8 protein-coding genes are annotated in these 18609 nt (G+C 58.0%); 1 reads left to right on the forward strand and 7 read right to left on the reverse strand.

The window, feature by feature from the left end; translation table 11 throughout:
* Positions 1 to 453: 453 nt before the first annotated feature.
* The 3 genes from PVT68_RS09080 to glk form a co-directional block, all read right to left on the reverse strand.
* Positions 454 to 1965, reverse strand: coding sequence for a tryptophan halogenase family protein (locus PVT68_RS09080; RefSeq protein WP_280322422.1), 1512 nt, complete (start codon positions 1963 to 1965; stop codon positions 454 to 456).
* 173 nt (positions 1966 to 2138) lie between these two features.
* On the reverse strand, positions 2139 to 4961 hold the full coding sequence (locus PVT68_RS09085) for a TonB-dependent receptor (RefSeq protein WP_280322423.1): 2823 nt from the start codon (positions 4959 to 4961) through the stop codon (positions 2139 to 2141).
* A gap of 233 nt (positions 4962 to 5194) precedes the next feature.
* Positions 5195 to 6157, reverse strand: a complete 963-nt coding sequence (gene glk / locus PVT68_RS09090; RefSeq protein ID WP_280322424.1) for a glucokinase — start codon at positions 6155 to 6157, stop codon at positions 5195 to 5197.
* 627 nt (positions 6158 to 6784) lie between these two features.
* Between glk and PVT68_RS09095 the strand changes: the two genes are divergently transcribed.
* Positions 6785 to 7942 (forward strand): helix-turn-helix domain-containing protein, encoded by a 1158-nt coding sequence (locus PVT68_RS09095; protein WP_280322425.1) that lies wholly within the window; start codon positions 6785 to 6787, stop codon positions 7940 to 7942.
* Positions 7943 to 8027: 85 nt separating this feature from the next.
* On the opposite strand, the gene PVT68_RS09100 is transcribed toward PVT68_RS09095, so the two are convergent.
* The 4 genes from PVT68_RS09100 to PVT68_RS09115 form a co-directional block, all read right to left on the reverse strand.
* Entirely contained in the window at positions 8028 to 12233 is a 4206-nt protein-coding gene (locus PVT68_RS09100) for a glycosyl hydrolase (RefSeq protein WP_280322426.1), read from the reverse strand.
* Between the two features lie 387 nt (positions 12234 to 12620).
* A complete protein-coding gene (locus PVT68_RS09105) occupies positions 12621 to 15179 on the reverse strand; it encodes a glycoside hydrolase family 3 protein (RefSeq protein ID WP_280322427.1) in 2559 nt (852 codons plus the stop codon).
* Between the two features lie 225 nt (positions 15180 to 15404).
* On the reverse strand, positions 15405 to 16976 hold the full coding sequence (locus PVT68_RS09110; RefSeq protein ID WP_280322428.1) for a glycoside hydrolase family 16 protein: 1572 nt from the start codon (positions 16974 to 16976) through the stop codon (positions 15405 to 15407).
* A gap of 118 nt (positions 16977 to 17094) precedes the next feature.
* A complete protein-coding gene (locus PVT68_RS09115; RefSeq protein WP_280322429.1) occupies positions 17095 to 18588 on the reverse strand; it encodes a tryptophan halogenase family protein in 1494 nt (497 codons plus the stop codon).
* Positions 18589 to 18609 lie beyond the last annotated feature (21 nt).

Raw genomic sequence — 18609 nt, forward strand, 5'->3', positions numbered from 1 at the left:
GAACAACCAACCCACTACTTTTGTTCGCCTCAAGAACCAGGACCAGATCCGCACTGTTTTTGGGATTTTCCATCCACACCTGGACCGGCTGAGAAATTGTTGCACAAAGGCCACCATCGCCCAAATGTGCTTCCGGTTACTCTGCAGCTAACGACCGAACCACTCCGGTCATTGAAAAAATCCAAACAAACTACGAACTTCTTGACTATTTCAGCGGCAACTCTTTGAGGATTGAACTTGCGCTAGCGTGACGTAAAAGTCAACAACTTGGTGTTGCAACTCATCAGATGGCGTCTGCGACAATTGAGGGAAAGGAAGGAGGAGAACTCCGACTGGTCGGGCTCTAAAAGATTCGAGTTTGTCAGCACTGCTTAGTGCGGCAGCAGTGACCTTGGGAGGGTTCAAGTTCGGCAGTGGTTTCTGCCGAACTTGAGCCGAGCCTACCGATTCAGATCACTGACTCCGCAACGACGCAAGCTGTTGCAGATGAGGGTTGAAGTTGAGCGCGCAGCGGCGAATGAATTCCCGGATCTCGGAGGTTTTGTACTGATTCGCCAGCTCGTTGCCGGGACGCAGTTGCTCCTGGGTGGGGTAGATGCCCTTACCGGTGAGCAGGCAGTTCCAGGACACGTTGGGGAAGTACACATCCAGCTTCTGCGCGAGCAGTTCGTCGGTGATGTTCTTGCCGGCCATCCACGACATCAGGATCGAGCGCAGGGAGGGGGAGATTTTTTCGTTGGTGCCGTTGGCAATCCAGTAGTCGGTGTCGGTGCGCGAGGAAATGCGGTAGTGGCACACGATGTAGTCGCGCACCGCATCGAAGCGCGCGCTGATGCGATCGTTGAATTCCTGGCGGTACTGATCGGTGTAGTTGCCGTTGTTGTAGGACTCGATAAAGCGGGTGACGGTTTCCTGCACCATATCCAGCGCGGTCGCTTCCAGCGGTTCGATAAAGCCCTGGGACAGGCCTACGGCCAGGCAGTTTTTTGCCCAGTGCTGTTCGACGCGGCCCACCTTGAATTTCAGGCGGCGCGCTTCGACGTCGCTGTCGAGCAAACCCAGATGTGCGCGGAATTCGGTCTCGGCCATGTCGTCGTCGACAAATTTCGAGCTGTAGACGTAGCCATTGCCGTTGCGATTGGTCAGCGGGATCTTCCAAGCCCAGCCGTATTTGAGCGCCGTGGAAATGGTGTGGGGTGCATAGTCCGCTTCCTGTTCGGTGGCGAACACCACCGCGGAATCATTGAACAGGCTTTCCGCACAGCTTTTGAACGGCACGCCCAGTGCCTGCTGGATCAACTGGCCGCGGAAGCCGGAGCAGTCCACGTACAGGTCCGCTTTCAGGGTCTCGCCCTCGGCAGTTTTCAGGCAGTCGATATTACCCTGCGCATCCAGAAGGGTTTCGGTGACGGTGGCGGTTTTGTAGCGGACGCCTTTCCGCTCGGCGACACGGGCGAGAAATTTCCCCAGCAGGCCGGAATCAAAGTGGTAGCCGTAGGCGATTTCGAACGGAAAGTGTTCCGGCACGATGGGCGCCAGCTTCTGGCGGATCAGCTCGGTGGCGAGGAAGAAGTGGTCCGGGTGCCCTTCCAGGTCGATGCCCTTGCGGCGCAGAAAGCTGTTGTGGAAGAACGCCGGCGCGGTGAATTCATCCGGCTGTGCCAGGAAGGGATGCACGTACTCGCTGAAGCCGGGCTTTACCGACCAGTCTTTGAAGGTGATGCCGACTTTGTAGGTGGCGTTACACTCCGGCATCCACTCGGATTCTTTCACGCCGATCACGTCCATGAAGCCTTTCAGCGGCGGTGTGGAACCCTCACCCACACCGATGATGCCGATATCCGGCGACTCCACCAGGGTGATTTCGAAGCCCTTGTCGGCCCAGTGGGTGGCCATCAGGTTAGCGGTGATCCAGCCGGCGGTGCCGCCACCGAGAATGAGGACACGTTTGTTCTGCTTGTTCATGGACTTCTCTCCCAAACTGCGGACCTGTTTGTCAGGCCTCTTTTATCTCGCATTTATCTCGCAAAAAAAACCGCCCGGCGCGCTCGATCAAACAGTGTTTGAACGGCGGCGGGCGGTTCCCTGTGAAGCCCCGGGATTGATGTCAAAACCAGCCCCGGGATACTCACTGTTGCTTAGTACTTGTAGTTCACGCCCAGGTAGAACTGGCGGCCGAACTCGCTGTACTCGCCAAAGGCGTTGTCCACACCATATTCAATAACATCACCTTCGTCGGTCAGGTTATTGATGGAGAAGACCACGTCGACGCCGCTATCAAAGCCGTAGGACACCTGTGCATCCACAGTGGTGTAGTCCTGGGACATAACCGGTGTGGAGCTGCCCGGAATCGGCATGTTCAGGATGAACTCGTCGCGGTAGCGCACGTTCACGTGAGAGCTGAAGTTGCCGATATCCCAGAACACGGTGGTGCTCCAGACGTTTTCAGACAGGCCCGGCAGCGGCAGGGTCTGGCCGTACAGGTTACCGCCGGTGATTTCGGTTTCACTCTCGGTGTAGGAGTAGCTCGCGGTCATACCCAGACCGGAGAACACACCTGGGAGGGTGTCGAAGGTTTTGGTACCGGCCAGTTCGAGACCGCGGATGTAACCGCCCTTGTCGTTGTTGACGAAGGTTTCGAATGCACCAGCGACCATACCTTCCGGAATGACGATGCCCAGCTCATCGAACAGTGCAGAGCGCTCGTCCAGGGTATCCAGGAAGATGTACTGCTTTTCAACCAGAGTCTCGATGTCTTTCCAGAACAGGGCTGCGGTAACCGCGCCACCCTCTTCAAAGTAGTGCTCGTAGGCCAGGTCGATCTGGTTGGCACGGAACGGATCCAGGTAAGGAGAACCTTTGGTCCACACGTTGTACTCGTTGGTACCGGTGGTGTTCCAGGAACCGGCGCCGCCTTTCAGCTGACCAACCGGCGGACGCCCCATAACCTTGGCCGCGGCAAAGCGGACGGTGTCCTGCTCGCTCAGGTGGAAGTTCAGGTTCAACGACGGCAGGGTGTCGGTGAATTCCGGACCGTAGGTTACGTAGTCGTAGTTGCTCTGGGTTGCACCCACATCATCGGTGATGGAGATACCATTGCCTTCACCTACGTTCTGCAGGCCGCTGGATTTCACATCGGTATCAACAACGCGCACACCGAAGTTACCGGTCACCGGGATGCTGCCCAGCTGGGTGTCCAGATTCGCCATCAGGTAGTAGGCGAATACTTCTTCTTTAACCGCACCGGACTCAACAAAGGTCCAGTCCTGGCTGAATACCTGTTTACCCTGGGAGTTGCCCGCACCGAAAATGCTGTCGGCCAGCGCGTCCATGTTGGTAATAACCAGGTGATCCGGCGCGCCATCAACGGAACCCACGGTTACGAAGCCGTCCAGGGACTGCGGCATACACTCGATGAAGTTGTCACCGGAGGTGAGGTTGTCAGCACAGTATCCGTTGAACTGACCGTCACGGCTTCCATACAGGAAGGCGCCGCGCTTGGAGTCGAAGGTGCGCTCGGAACTGCGAATGCCCGCTTCGATGGAGGCAATGGCACCCCACTCCAGGTCAAACTTGTAGTCCACCTTGAAGGCTTCGACTTCATCGGTGTAGGTGTGCGGATACTCTTCGTAGCGGGACAGGCGCATGCTGTCCAGGCTGGTGAAGTCCACCCCGTCGAACATTGCGGTGGGGAAGCCGCTGCCATTCAGCGAGTAGCTCAGGGACTGGTTGGGATCTTCCATCCAGGTGGTGTTGCCACTGCCATCGGTGCCGTAAACGTAGGCGTGCATGGACGCGATCTGGTCCTTGCGGGTCTTGGTGCCTTCACTGCTGGAGTAGTCGAACGCAATGGTGTTGCGCTCGTTGATGTTCCACTCGAGGTTCAGGCCCAGGCTCTCGGTATCCGCCTGCGTGGACTGGTCTTCGGTACGGGCTTCGAACCAGGGGCTGGTCGCGGTGGGGTCGCCAATACCGATAGTGCCATCGGTCACTACGCCGTTGCTCACGGAGGTGTCGGTGGCATCCACACGGGACAGGCCGGCTACGGTGATACCGTGACGGGTATCCACGCGCTCGAAATCGGATTTGAAGTAGTCCAGTTTCGCCTGCAGATTGTCGGTGGGCTGGAATACGAAATTGGCCATGTAGCCATTGCGGGTGTCGGTGCCGTTACCGGCCTGCCACTGGAAGGCTTGCGGACGAGCATTGCCGTCGGCGTCCGTCACATAGCCGTTCTGGTCGTCAGCACCGGCGCGGGCCTTGCTGAAGTTGTTCGGCTGCTCCAGGTGGGAGTAACCCAGGGATACGCCCAGCTTGTCTTCCAGAAACTTGCCCATGTAGGACAGGGTCACGCGCTGGCCGAACTCATCGGCACCTACTTCCTCGGCGCCGTCATTGTAGGAGGCGCGCAGGTTGGCGTTGAAGTTGTGCTGGTTCGGGGCGTCCAGGGGGTTGGCGGTCTTCAGCTCAACGGAGCCGGCGACACCACCCTCGATCAGGGAAGCTTTCGGCGATTTGTACACCGCCGCCTGGCTGATCAGCTCGGCCGGGTACTGGTCGAAAGAGATCCAGCGGGTGCTCTCGGTGTAGCCGGCGGTAGACGCCTGCTCGCGGCCGTTCAGGGTGGTCTGCAGGAAGTCGCCGTTCATACCGCGAACGTTCAGCTGCGAAGACTGGCCGTTGGAGCGCACAGTGGTTACACCGGGCAGGCGGCCGAGGGCGTCGGCGATGGACTGATCGGGCAGCGATGCCAGCGCACCGGCGTCAACCACATCGGCAACAACGTCCGCATCGCGTTTAGCGGACAGAGAATCCAGCACACTGGAACGAATGCCGGTTACTACCACTTCTTCCAGCGCTTCGCTCTGTTCTTGAGCGTAGGCGCCGATGGATGCGCTTACAGACGCGGCAATGGCTGCGGACAGCATCGCCGGTCGGAAACCTTTGTTAGTCAGACTCATCATCTTCTCCCTTGGACTTATGCTTTATGGTGAGTAGCGCCATCCTAGGCGTACCCGCAGTCCATATCCTCCGCCCCCTGGGGGGGAGGAGGGGGGAGAAGCTGAGGCCGGCGCAGGAGGAGGCCGGCCGATTGTCACCACGGGGGCGGATTATACAGACCGATCAAAAAATGTTCAGCCCGCATAAAAGAAGTGAAGAAGAAGGGACTGGCCGGTGTTAGCGGCGTTGAACTTCAGTTTTCCAGCCAGGCAGCGGCGCCGATCAGGGCCGGGTAGCCCGCCTTGAGCACCTCGACCCGCACCCCCTTGAGCCACTCGCCCAGACGCCCCTTGGCGGTGAAACGCTGCTCAAACTCGCTTTCCGGCAACAGGGACTCGATCCGCGGCAGCACGCCACCGCCCAGGAACACACCGCCGCGGGCCACATAATAGAGGGCCGCATCACCGGCAGCGCTACCGAGGAAGTTGAGGAAATCGATCAGGGTTTCCCGGCACAGGGGGTCAGAGCCGTCGAGACCACGCCCGCTCACATCCGGCGGGGTCAGGTCCTCCGCGGGGCGGCCGTGCAGGGCGCAGACCGCGCGGTACAGATTGACCAGGCCGCCACCACTCAGCACATACTCGTTGTACACCGGCATCTGGTCGCGGGCGAGAATCCGCAGCAGTTCCAGTTCCCGCTCACTGCCCGCGGGCAGGTTGGCGTGGCCGCCCTCCCCCGGTACTACGCGGTAGTTGCCGCCGTCGTGTACCAGTGCCGCGACACCGAGACCGGTGCCGGGGCCGACCACCACCATGGGGCCATTCTGCTGTGCCGGTACATCCCGCAGCGCCCACTTATCCGTTTCCGGCAGGCGCGGCAGGGACAGTGCCAGGGCAGCGAAGTCGTTGACCACCAGGGCGCGATCCAGGCGGAAACGCGCGCACAGTTCTTCCGCGCGGATATCCCAGCCAAGATTGGTCATGGTCACCCGGCCGCCTGCGGCCGTCTTTTCCACCGGACCCGCCACGGCGATACAGGCCTGCCGCGGGCGCTCACCCTCCAGCCCTTCGAGCCACTGTCCCAGTGCGCTATAGAAGTCGGCAAACTTGGCGCAGTTCACCACCTGGATATCTTCCAGCCGGTAGCCTCCCTGATACGGGTGGGCGATGGCGAAGCGGGCGTTGGTGCCGCCGATATCCGCGACGATTCTGCTCATGGCGCTTTCCTTAAATGTTTCCTTCATACAGGCGTGAAATTGATGACCCGGACCACCCACTCCGGCGCCCCGTCACAGCCCGAAAAAATGGCGCTATAAGGTAATGATTTGCCGACAAAAACTCCAGCCCTCCCCCCCTGAGGGGGATACCAATAAAGAGGGATGAGGCGCCACCAACATCGGCCGCGTCCAGAGTTTGAATAATTGAGGGAAAGAAAAAAGTGCCGGCAGGTTTACCCTGCCGGTCCAGCCAATAATAGGAGGTCGACGAGAAAAGACCTGCTAGCGGGAGAAGAGAGATGAAGTCGGGCCCAGTAAGGCGAACTTCGTCGGGGAGCCCTGATCTCAGGAGCGCCCCTTCGCCACACCAGTTACGGGAAACCCGATAGATGCAGTGTGCGACGCTAGCGTCTGTGCGTCGCCCCACTTTGAATAAATCACCAAACTGGGCAGTGTCACTTTCGCAAATTCCGCAAACGGGATGGCTGGAAACGGCGCAGTCGCGGCCAATGCTCCTACCGGAAGGTGAATTCTCTTATACTCCAGTCAATAAGAGCGATAAAACATAACAATGAGAACCTGCTGCGGCCCACGCACACAGGTCCCAATCCAAACGGCGATGAAAAAATGAAACAATATATTTTCAATATTCACGACGTGGTTCTGCTGATGACCGCGGCGGAATGCCTGTTACTGGCGGTATTCCAGGCAATATTGCCCACCCGCACCCGCCATGAAGGCCAGATGCTCACGGCGTTCCTGCTGATTATTGCGGTGGCTTCCGGTTGCACGCTGTTACTCTGGAACGATCAGTTCACCCTGGTTCCCTGGTTTGAACAAACACTCCTGCCCTATCTGCTATTCGCCGCGCTATTGCTGAAAGGCCCGGCGATCTATCTCTATGTATGCTCGCTGACCCAGCAAAAACTGGCACTCAACCGTCGCCAGGCCATACACCTGCTGCCCACAGTGGCGGTGCTGGTGTGTATCACGATCTTCGGCATGTCCAGCAACGACCTGCGGCATATTGGGCAACCGGGCTCCGCCCTGCCCTCCACCGCGATAGAATTTGTGTGGGATCTCGCCTCGCTGGTGCCATTTGTCTACGCCGCCGCCGCGCTGCTGCAAGTGCGCCGCTATCGCACCGCACTCAAGAATGAATATTCCCACTATTCAGAGACAGAGCTGAACTGGCTCTGGTCCCTGGCCTGGGGGGTATTTCTTTCCTGGAGCTGGACCATGGTGGTCCATGTTGTGGCGAAATTCTCCAGCGATGTGGTGGCGGACTATATGGGCATCGCCGACAACTATCTGGCGTTTATCCTGATCAATGCCTTCTTTGCCTACAGCCTCACCTATGCACATCAGTTGCTGGTGACCCAACCGGAGGAGGAGACCCGCGAAACCAGCGCCGAAGAGGAGCCCTCCGAACCCGCGATTGCCAAAGTGCGCAACGCGATGGAGAACGACAGGATTTACCTCAAGAAAAACCTCAACCTGGAACAGTTTTCCGAGCGCATTGACCTGCCGGCGAAGGAGGTTTCCGCGGTGATCAACAAGCACTTCGGCACCAACTTTTTCGAATACGTAAACAGCTACCGGGTAGAAGCTGCCAAGACACTGCTGGCCGATCCGGACAAGGCGGATATGAACGTACTGGATGTTCTGCTGGAATCCGGCTTTAACAGCAAATCCGCGTTCCACCGTTTTTTCAGCCGACTTGTGGGAATGTCGCCGACGGAATATCGCAGGCAGGCGCTGTCCGCAAGCGCGGCAATTCCGTAAGCCGGCTTGCTGTCCGTCGATCATTAATACATTGATTAGAGGCACCGACGGATATCGGTGCCCTAATCAAACGTCAAATACCGACTCAATACACTTCAAACCGCCACAGCGAGTAGCCATAGCCGGTGCCGCGCTCGACGCCCTGCAGACGTACGTAGCGGCCACTCGCGTTGACACTGATCTGATCCAGGCCACCATCACCATCCTGAATGGTTGCCGCTGCGGTCCAGTTACTGCCATCCTGCGACACTTGGATTTTATAGGCCTTGCCATAAGCGCCCTCCCAGCTGAGGACCACCTGACTGAGGCTGTATACGGCACCGAGATCCACCTGCAGCCACTGGTCGTCACTGAAATCCGAGGACCAGCGGGTGCCAGCGTCACCGTCAACCGCGTACTCCGGGAACCAGTAGTTACCTTCAGCGGACGAGGCGGTCACCGGCTTGTTGAGAGCCAGATCGCCACCGGGCTGCGGATCGCAACAGGGCGGCTCATTGTCATCATCGCCGCCGCTGCCGTAGATCTCGAGTTCCCACAGGGAGGCGCCCCAGCCGGTGGCGCGTTCACTGATATAGACGCGCACATACTGGCCGCTGGCATTAAGGCCAGACAGGACATCCTCACTGCCGTCGCTGTCGGTGACCGTGGCCACGGTATTCCAGTTCTGACCGTCGTCGGATACCTGGATCTCATAGGCACGGCCGTAGGCGGCTTCCCATTTCAGCACCACGCGATCGACGGAAGAAATACTGCCCAGGTCTACAGAAATCCACTGCGGATCGCTCCAGGCGCTGGACCAGCGGGTGCCCAAATCACCATCCACCGCGGCATCGCCATTCAGGTCACCATTTTCCATCGAAGACACGGTGACAGTTTTGTTCAGCGCGAGATTGGCGCTGGGTTCCGGATCGGGATTGCTGTTGCCGCCTATGTCGAGCCAGTTGAGCTGCACCGCACCGGCAAATACCAGGCGCAGTTTCTGCGCGCCGTCGTTCAGGTTCACGCTCGTGGTCAGCGTGTCCCAGCCGCCCGCCGTCGCCGATACCGCGACGCTGCCCTGGCTGACACCGTCGATCAGGACGTCGATACTGGTCGCGGTTTCCGCCGCCACACGCAGTTTCAGTTCCGCGCTGCCGGCAGCACCCACCAGGTTGTATTCCACCCAGCTATCCGCCGCGGTTTCGGTGATATCCAGGAATCCGCTGACGTCAGTGGTCTTGTCCACCCGCACCGCACTCTGGCTGCCGTAGGCTTCCGCCTGCACTTTCTTCGGCAGGTTGTGCACACTGGCCGCACCATGGACCGGCATATTCACGTAGATATTGCCGAGTTCGGTGAGTACGCCAGACTGACGATAATCGAACAGGCCGTTATAGGGATGACCGTTACGACGACCGGTGAACCAAGCGTAACGGGCCACATCCGGATCATTTTCCAGATAGTCCACGGTCTGGATCAGGAACTTCTGCTGGTCTGCTTCGGTGGTGGTGTCTTCCCAGGCGGAAAATTCAGTGAGCCAGATCGGGCGGTTGTATTTCTTGAACAGGTCCACATACCACTCGATGGCGCCCACCACCGGCATATAGGCGTGAATGGACATGGCATCCACGCGACAGTCCGGGCACACCGCGAAGAAATCGTCGAAGTAATCAATCGGGTCATAATAGGTGGTGCCGTTTTCAGTGACGCAGTTGCCACAGAAATTCATCGCCACACTCACAATATCCAGACCGAATTCATCGGCGATGGCTTCGAGACGCGGCCACTCGGCAGCAGCCTGTGAGGGCGTCATACTGGCTTGGTCGAGAAAGTTCGGCTCGTTGAACGCGAGGATATATTTCACCCCCGGGTGTGCGGCAATATAGTCGCGCATCGCCTGGTCGTTGAAGGCACCGTTCCAGGCCATGGGCACAAACTCGACACCATAGTTCTGGTAGATATCGGCAACCTGTACGTCAGGCGCGTGACTCCAGTTGTACCACCAGGAAATACCATGGGACATTACCGCCAGGTCTTCTTCCGAATGGTGACCGTAACCGAGTCCGCGCTTGCTGCTTTTCGCTGAGCCGTAATTGTCGTCGATGAAAATATTGGTCACCGCGGTGTCGGCAGTCTGTCCGTCACTCACCGTCAGCAGCACACGATAACTGCCGTTGTCTGCGTAGGTGTGGGAAATGGTCGCACCTTCTGCGCCCATATTTTCTACCATAGTGCCGTCACCAAAATCCCAGCTATACGTCAGTGCATCGCCGTTGACATCGGTGGAGCGGGAACCGTCAAACGTCACCGCAGTACCAACGGGGCCACCCATCAGCGAGGGTTTTACTGCAGCGGACGGTGCGCGGTTCACCACTTCACCATCGGTGTCCGGGTCCTGCGCCTGCGCGCCTCCGGAAATATACACATCGTCAATGGACAGGTTCGCAACCTCACCGAAGCCCAGCACCTGCAACACCTGGCGCATATCCGCCAGGTCCAGATCCGGCGCCAGTTCATTCATGGGAATCACAATGTCGTGCCACTGGCCATCGCGGGCGAAGCCATAGGGGTCGGCGCCGGGTTTGAAGTCGAGCCATACCTGGCCGATGCCATCCACGTTGCCGCCCTTCATACCGATGCGAAACTCGGTCTGGTCGGTGGTTTTCATGGAAAAATGCAGCGCCGCGGTATCGTTGTCGAACGCAGTCAGGTTGAAGCCTTCGCGGGCGGTAAGCCCGAGGCCAAACCAGCCTTTGCCGGTCGAGGTCAGGTTGAGCGCAGTATTACCTTCGCGACTGTCGCCGCTGCCGAGGGTCAGGGTCTCGTCCCACACAAAAAGATCACCGTTGACCCCGAAACCGAAATTGCCCGCATCCATATGCGCGCTGGTTTCGGTGTAAATGCCGTAACTGCCGTACTCCGGTGCTTCCAGCGCGATGCTTTCGGTCAGGTAGATATTGTCGAAGGCGATTTCAAAGGCTTCCGCCGCACCGGGACCGGAAACACTGAAAAAAGTTTTCACCGTTTCCATATCCAGGCCGCCGAATTTCGACAGCGGAATGGCCACGTGATGCCATTCGCCATCGCGCTCGAGGCCGTACTGTTCACTCCCCTGTGCCAGCACCACACTGCTGTCGCCACCGGAAGTGCTGGCCATATTCACTTCGATATTCACACTGGAATTGACCTTGGCATCGAAGTGCAGGTAACCGTGCTTGTAATTGCGCATATTGTAATCTTTATGCAGCAATCCCATGCCCCACCAGTCGCCCGCAGCAACGGAGTATGACAACGCGGCACTACCTTCCGAGGGCACCGTGGCCACGGCGGTCATGTTGTTCCAGATATACAGGTTGGCGTGATCGCCCCAGTTGAATTCATCCAGCACCGGATAGGTTTCGGTCATGATGCCGAAATCACCGCGATAGTAATGATCGCTGGCCACATCCAGCTCGGTGTATTCGTTCGCGTAGAGGCGCACATAGTCCACGTACATTTTTGCAGGGAACTGTGCGGTGATCTGCGCGGGATCGGTAATCTCGACAAAATTCCAGCCACCCACCGCCAGGTTGAGCAGGATGTGGTTCGGGTTGTCGCGGAACTCCGACAGATTGGGGTCGGTGATATCCATGTTCAGGATCTCGGTCCCGTCCACGGAGATCGCCACCGCGTCCGGGGTCCAGTCCAGGCGATAGGTGTGATACTGCTCGTAGAGATTGTTTTCAAGTACCACTTCGGCGGCGTGGTCCGCCTGCAGCCAGTCGCTCCAGTCGCCGGACTCGTGCCACCAGTGCAGTGCACCGGAAACCGCGTTATTCACAGTGCCGTTATCGATAGCAGCCTTGTAACCCGCTTCCAGGATGTCGATCTCGCCGGACTTGGGCCAGCCATCCACACCGAAATTATTGCCCAGCATCCAGAATGCCGGCCACAGGCCATTGTCCAGTTTTGGCAGTTTAATTCGCGCTTCCAGGGTGCCGTATTTGAAACCGAAGCGGCCGTTGGTGTGCAGGCGGGCGGAAGTAAATTCCTTGCCTTCGTAATTTTCCCGACGCGCCTCGATCACCAGATTGCCGTCTTCCAGGTAGGCATTTTTGTGTGAGGCGGTGTAGTACTGCAGCTCGCCATTACCATTGCCATCACCGCCGGTGGTGAAGCTCCAGGTATCGCGATTGATTCGCTCTCCGTCAAATTCTTCTGCCCACACGGGCGCGGTCTGCGCCTGGGTGGTGGTAAAAATCGCAGGTTGCGCCAACAGACACGCGGCCGTCAGCAGCAACCGGTTTTTAACCGATGCTCTGTTGGTTTTCATTGTTTTCCCATCATGCTTGTTATGAATTTTATGGATCAGATAAAACAGCAAATTCGTCTGATCAGCTTTTTTCGGGCACAAAGATCCCGTCCCGAAAAATCTGGGCAGGCTGAGTGTCCGATACTGCTCGAAATCCGCCGGAATAGCTGGCAGAGGGGTACAACTAATCGATCTGTGGAAAGATCGGGTATGGAACTGCGTTACTGATGGATCAGTATTTATTCTTATTAATGGTCGAGCCCGCGACTTTTATAGAGCCCTATTTATAGAATTCTATGACTAGACGCCTGTTAGACAAGCACTCCTAGGTGCTAGATTCCCGGGCTTCGCGAACACCGGCTGCCGACAAGGTGGGAGTTCGGCAACCGGCCTTTTCCAAACGTTACATTAACCGCAGTGAATATCTGCATCCGTCTGCGACGCAATGTGGATATCGTGAATGGTCATATCCAGTGCACCTGCGGTGCGCACATAGAAAGGTGACAGCACCATATCCATTTTTGCCCCGGCATTTGCCAGGCACTGCAAATCTACCGCCACGGTTTTCCACTCGCCGGGGATTGCGTCTTGCAACAATCCGGTAATGGACTGCTCCGCGCCACAATCCATGCCGCAGTTGATACCCAGCGAAACCGCATCACTCGGAGCGCCATCCACTTTCACATCAAAAACCAGCGCGCCCTGCTTGCCGAGATAGCTGGACAGGTCGGTGCGGCGATTGGCAAAGAAGCCGGCCATCGCATTGCCCTCTCCGCTCCACTGTAACCGGCGGCTGTCTTCCTGAACCTTGCGATCCACGGACTGCACGCGGATGCCCTGCAGATCGGCGACGCTGCTGGAGATCACCGAGTGATTGTTGCCCGCATCGGTGACCTGAAAACTCCAGGGATCCAGAGCGCGGCCATTAAATACCGCCAGTGTTTCGTCGCCGCTGTTCAGTTGCAGGCCACTGTGCTGCGAAAGTGCCGCCACCTGCACGCTGCTGGTGTAGTTCAGTCCATAGCCGAACGGAAACTGGGCCAGCGCGTCATTTTGCCCGCGATTGCGCGGGGTGGGCTGCGCATCGTTGGGCCAGGAAAAAGTGAGTGAACCTTTGAAGTCGTGGTTCACTTCGCCATCGGCATTGCGGAAGATCACATCGGCCACACCGCCGCCTTCGGTACCCGGCTGCCAGATGGTGACAAAGGCATCGGACGCATTGATTTCCGGATTCACCCACAGCGCACGACCGGTGATAAACAGCGATACCACTGGAATGCCCTGGGCGCGCAAGCGCTGCATCAGCGCGAGATCCGCATCGCCCTTGTAGTCGAGATTGGACACATCGCCCTGCATTTCCGCGTAGGGATCTTCACCAAAGACCACGATGGCCACATCCGGTTTCTGGTCAAAGCTGCCGTCCACGGAGAGCTCGACCGAGCCGCCAGCAGCTTCCACCACCTCGGCGATGCCACCGTAAACAGAAGTGGCACCGGGGAAGTCGCTGTTCTGATTGCCGGTACCCTGCCAGGTAATACTCCAGCCACCGGCCTGCTTGCCGATATTGTCGGCACCATCGCCAGCTACCAGCACACGCTGGTCGCGGGCCAGCGGCAACAGGTTGCCGTTGTTTTTCAACATCACCAGGGATTCACGCACTGCCTGACGGGCGACCGCGCGATGTTCCGGGGCGCCGATCAGGGATTCATCCGCGGCGTAGGGGCGCGTGGACGGTGCACCCGCGTCAAACAGACCCGAGCGGATTTTCACCCGCAGGATACGGCGCACCGCATCATCGAGTCGCTCCGCGGAGATCACACCGCTTTTGGCCTCCGCCAGGGTATTTTTGTACAGTTCTTTCCAGCTCGGGTCCGGCGCCATGAACATGTCGAGACCGGCATTGATGGATTGCGGACAGCTCACACTACTGCAGCCGTTGACGAACTGATGCCCTGCCCAGTCGCCAACGATAAAACCATCAAAACCGAGGCGGTTTTTCAGCACGTCGGTCAGCAGATATTTGTGGCCGTGCATCTTCTCGCCATTCCAGCTGCTGAAGGAGGCCATCACCGTCTGCACACCGGACTCGATTGCCGTGAAGTAACCCTGGGCATGCAGACGCACCAGTTCCTCCTCACTGACAATTGCATCACCGCGGTCGATGCCGTTCAGGGTGCCACCATCGGCGAGGAAATGTTTGGCGGTGCCCACCACGTGTTTACCCTTCAGCAGGTCTTCACTGCCGGGGGCACCCTGCATTCCCTGCACCATTTTGCCGGCGTAGGCGCGGACCAGTTCGGGATCTTCGGAATAGGATTCGTAGGTACGGCCCCAGCGGTCGTCACGCACCACCGCGAGGGTGGGGGCGAACACCCAATCGATGCCGGTGGCGGAAACCTCTGCCGCGGTGGCCGCGCCGATTTTGCGCATCAGCTCAGGATTGTGGGCCGCGCCGAGAGCGATGTTGTGGGGGAACAGGGTCGCACCGATCACATTGTTGTGGCCGTGCACCGCATCGGTACCCCAAATTACCGGGATCGCAATACCGCCGTCACTGGTGTCCATGGCGGCCTGGTAATAGGCGTCGGCCAGCGCAACCCAATCCGCCACACTCGCGTGCTTGTCGTTATTTGGGAAGGCGCCGCCACCATTGAGGATGGAGCCGATGTGGTACTTTTTTACATCGTCCGGGGTGGCCGTGCGGATTTCCACCTGGACCATCTGACCGACTTTTTCCTCGATGCTCATCTGGCTGAGCAACGTATCGATATGGGATTCCACCGCCGGATCTTTGGCAATGCCACTGCGTAACTGCGGCCAGTGCGCACTGACATCCGCCGATGGTTGCGGTGGTTCAGCAATCACCTGGTTATCATTGCTGTTATCACCGTCCTGTTCAGTGCAGCCGGCGAGTCCCCCGCCTGCAATCAAACCGGAGATGACGCCCAGCAAAATTCGCTTTTTCATCACCGCACTACTCCCATTCCGAAATGCCATTATTTTTTGATTTGTCCTGTGACTTTGTTAAACCGGATGGTCAGTTAGTTCTGGCCCGCTACCCGGCTTTTCCAGGCTCTGTTATACGAATTGCGCCGAAAAGGGTCGTCCCACTTCCTGCTTCCTCCACAAAATGGTGCAGACCACCTTGTCACTTCCGCAGAAAACCCAAAATGGGACGGATTGGAGAGGGATTTATCGGATGAGTTTCACATTATCCACCTGAACCACCGCGCCCAGCTGACGCCCCCATTCCGGTGAAAGTACAAATGGCGTGTTGATGCGCTTGCTGTTGAGGCCGGCCTGCTCCAGTTCCAGGATCGGGATCTGGATATGTCGCCAGTTATTTTTGGGCGGCATATCCAGTGGGTAGTCACCGGAACTGCACGGATAAACACAGTCAGCGCGGAAGGTGAGGGTCGGGGAGTCGGCGTAGACCGGCTCCTGCAGCACTCTCAAATCGAATTCGATGTAGGTGTAATCACTCAGGTCGTAGCTGGAGGTAGACTGGAAAAAACCGATACCTTCGTTGGTGTTCCAGGAAATCTCCGCCACATCGCCACAAAAGCAGTCACCCGCGCCGTACACACCTTCCGGAGATGACGCCACGATCTCCATATCCACCTCGCCATCGGTGGTGTAGGTATACCACTGGTAGGGCGGATGGATTTCACCGTCGAAGATGACCAGTTCATCCCCGGCCTGGTCCGGTGTTTTCGGTGGCTCCGCGCCGGGGTTGTGAACGAATTCCCCATCGCTGCTGGCGCAGCCGCGGCCGGTGTCGAAGTCCTCGGTGCATTGATAGACCCGTACGTAATCGATCTGGTATTCCTGCGGGAAGGCGCTTTCGTCGATACCGGTATCGTTGACGTTTGCGGGCCAGTCGCCACCCACGGCGAGGTTCAGGATCAGGTGAAAACTCTGGTCAAAGGGCGCATTGGGATTTTCCAGCGCCGCGGTGGTGAACCAGCCATCGCGGGTTTGGGTGGCGTAGTGATCGCCGTCTACATACCAGCGAATTTCGCCCTCTTCCCACTCCACCGCATAGGTGTGGAAATCGTCCGCGGGATTCAGGTCACCGGGGATCCGGTAGGCCTCCCCGGTGTACACATTACCCGGCCAGATATCCCCATAGTGCAGAGTGCCGTGGATCTGGTCTTCGCCACCGACTTTCAGGTTTACCGCTTCGAGAATGTCAATTTCCCCGGAGAGCGGCCAACTGCCATAAGCCCATTCACTGGGCAACATCCAGAAGGCCGGCCAGCTTCCCTGTCCCTGGGGCAGTTTCGCGCGCATTTCAAAACGGCCGTATTTCCAGTCGCCAAGTCCTTTGCTGCGCAGACGTGCGGAGGTGTAGGAGCCATTGCCGGAGGTGTCATCGGGGTCGTAATTCGGGTCGTCATCCACCCGATTGGGGCCGCTGGCATCTTCGCGGATGGCCTTGATGGTCAGCAGGTCGTTGGCCACCCAGGAATTTTTCTCGTCATCTACATAGCACTGAGCTTCGTTGTTGCCGCCGCCGGTGCAGTTCTTTTCGTGGTTCCACTTTTCCGGATCGATGGCGTCCCCAGAAAATTCGTCCGCCCATACCAGGCAATAACCGGAGTTGAGCGGATCTTCGAGACAGCGCTCGGGGCGCTCACCGACCGGTGGATCCACCGGTAGCTTGACCTGCCCATTGTTGTCGCCACCACCACAGCCTGTCGTCGAAATGGCCGCGGCGGCAACCGATGCCGCCAGTGTGTTGCGAATTTGAAAGGTACCCATGGATTTTCCCTCATCACAGTCGTTATTGTTTTCGGTGGCTTTCGCTATAAGTCCCGGTTTGTAACGGCTGAGGAGGCGGGAATCGTCCCACTTTCAAAAAATTCACCAAGCTGGGGCATCACGCCTGTTTTGCCCGACAATAATGGTGAATAAATTCCAGATGATTTGGCCAGCTGTCCACGGTTGCGCGTACATCGCTGCGTATACCCGACAGGAAACGTGCCAGTTCTTCGTCGCTCATCACGTCCACGATGGGGTGGTAGCTGCGCGGCATCAGCCCCTGCCCCAGTAAAACCTGCAGCCAGGAACTCTCGCCAAACAGTTCGGTGCCATTCTGGTAAACCCGCCCGCCCTGTTCGAACATTTCCATGCGGTGGGCGAGGCTGTCGGGAATGTCCATACTGCGGCAATGGCGCCAGAACTCGGAATCCTCGCGGTTGGTCAGCTTGTAATGCAGCACCACAAAGTCGCGTACATTTTCCGTTTCCTCGCGAATGAGATTGTTGAACTCATTGATATCCGCCTGCACAAAACCGTTCGACGGGAAAAAGGTCAGCAGGCGGACGATACTGCGCTGAATCAGATGGATACTGGTGGACTCCAGCGGCTCGATAAATCCACTGGACAATCCGATGGCCACGCAGTTTTTATTCCAGTGCTTGCGGCGGGTGCCGGTGCGGAAGGGAATAACCCGCGGTTGCATCAGCGGCTCGCCTTCCACATTTTCCAGCAGTTGATCTATGGCCCGCTGTTCATTCATATAGTGACTGCAGAACACCAGTCCATTGCCGGTGCGGAACTGCAGGGGAATACGCCACTGCCAACCAGATTCCCGCGCGATGGAGCGGGTATAGGCCACCGGGTTTTCACCCTTGCCGGTCTGAACCGCGACCGCGCGATCGCAGGGCAGCCAGTGGCCCCAGTCGTCGTAACCGGTGTGCAGCGCCTGGTCGATCAGCAATCCGCGGAAACCGGTACAGTCAATAAACAGGTCGCCTTCCAGCAGCTCACCGCTGTCCAGCTTCAGCGCTTTGATATGCCCGTTGTGGTGATCCAGCTGTACCTGCTCGATTTTCCCTTCGATACGCTGTGCACCGTGTTTTTCCGCCAGGCTGCGCAGGTACTTCGCGTACAGACTGGCATCAAAGTGGTAGGCGTGGGTGCGCTCGGCGCGCGGCGATACTGCAAAGCGCCCTTCCCGCGCCCCCAGATGCTCTTTGGTGTAATCACCAATATCGTGGTGAATACCTAGCTGCCGTCCCTTTACCCAGAAATGGCTGAAATTACACGCCCAGCAATCCTTGCCGGCAGCGCCGAAGGAATGGATGTATTGCTCGCCCACGTCCTTCCAGTTTTCGAAAGCGATCCCCAGTTTGAAGGTGGCATTGGTGTAGGCCATCATCTCGCGCTCGTCGATACCGAGCAGTTGGTGGAAAAGGTGCAGGGTGGGAATGGTCGCTTCGCCCACGCCCACGGTACCGATGGCTTCCGACTCCACCAGTTTGATATCGAGGTTTTTGCCCAGCAGCTTGGCCAGTGCCGCAGCGGCCATCCAGCCGGCGGTACCGCCGCCGGCAACGATGACCCTGCGAATTCTTTTCTCGTCATTCACGGGAGTAATCTCTCAATGATT

Origin of the sequence: Microbulbifer bruguierae, from assembly GCF_029869925.1 — a bacterium.
Lineage (GTDB): Bacteria > Pseudomonadota > Gammaproteobacteria > Pseudomonadales > Cellvibrionaceae > Microbulbifer > Microbulbifer bruguierae.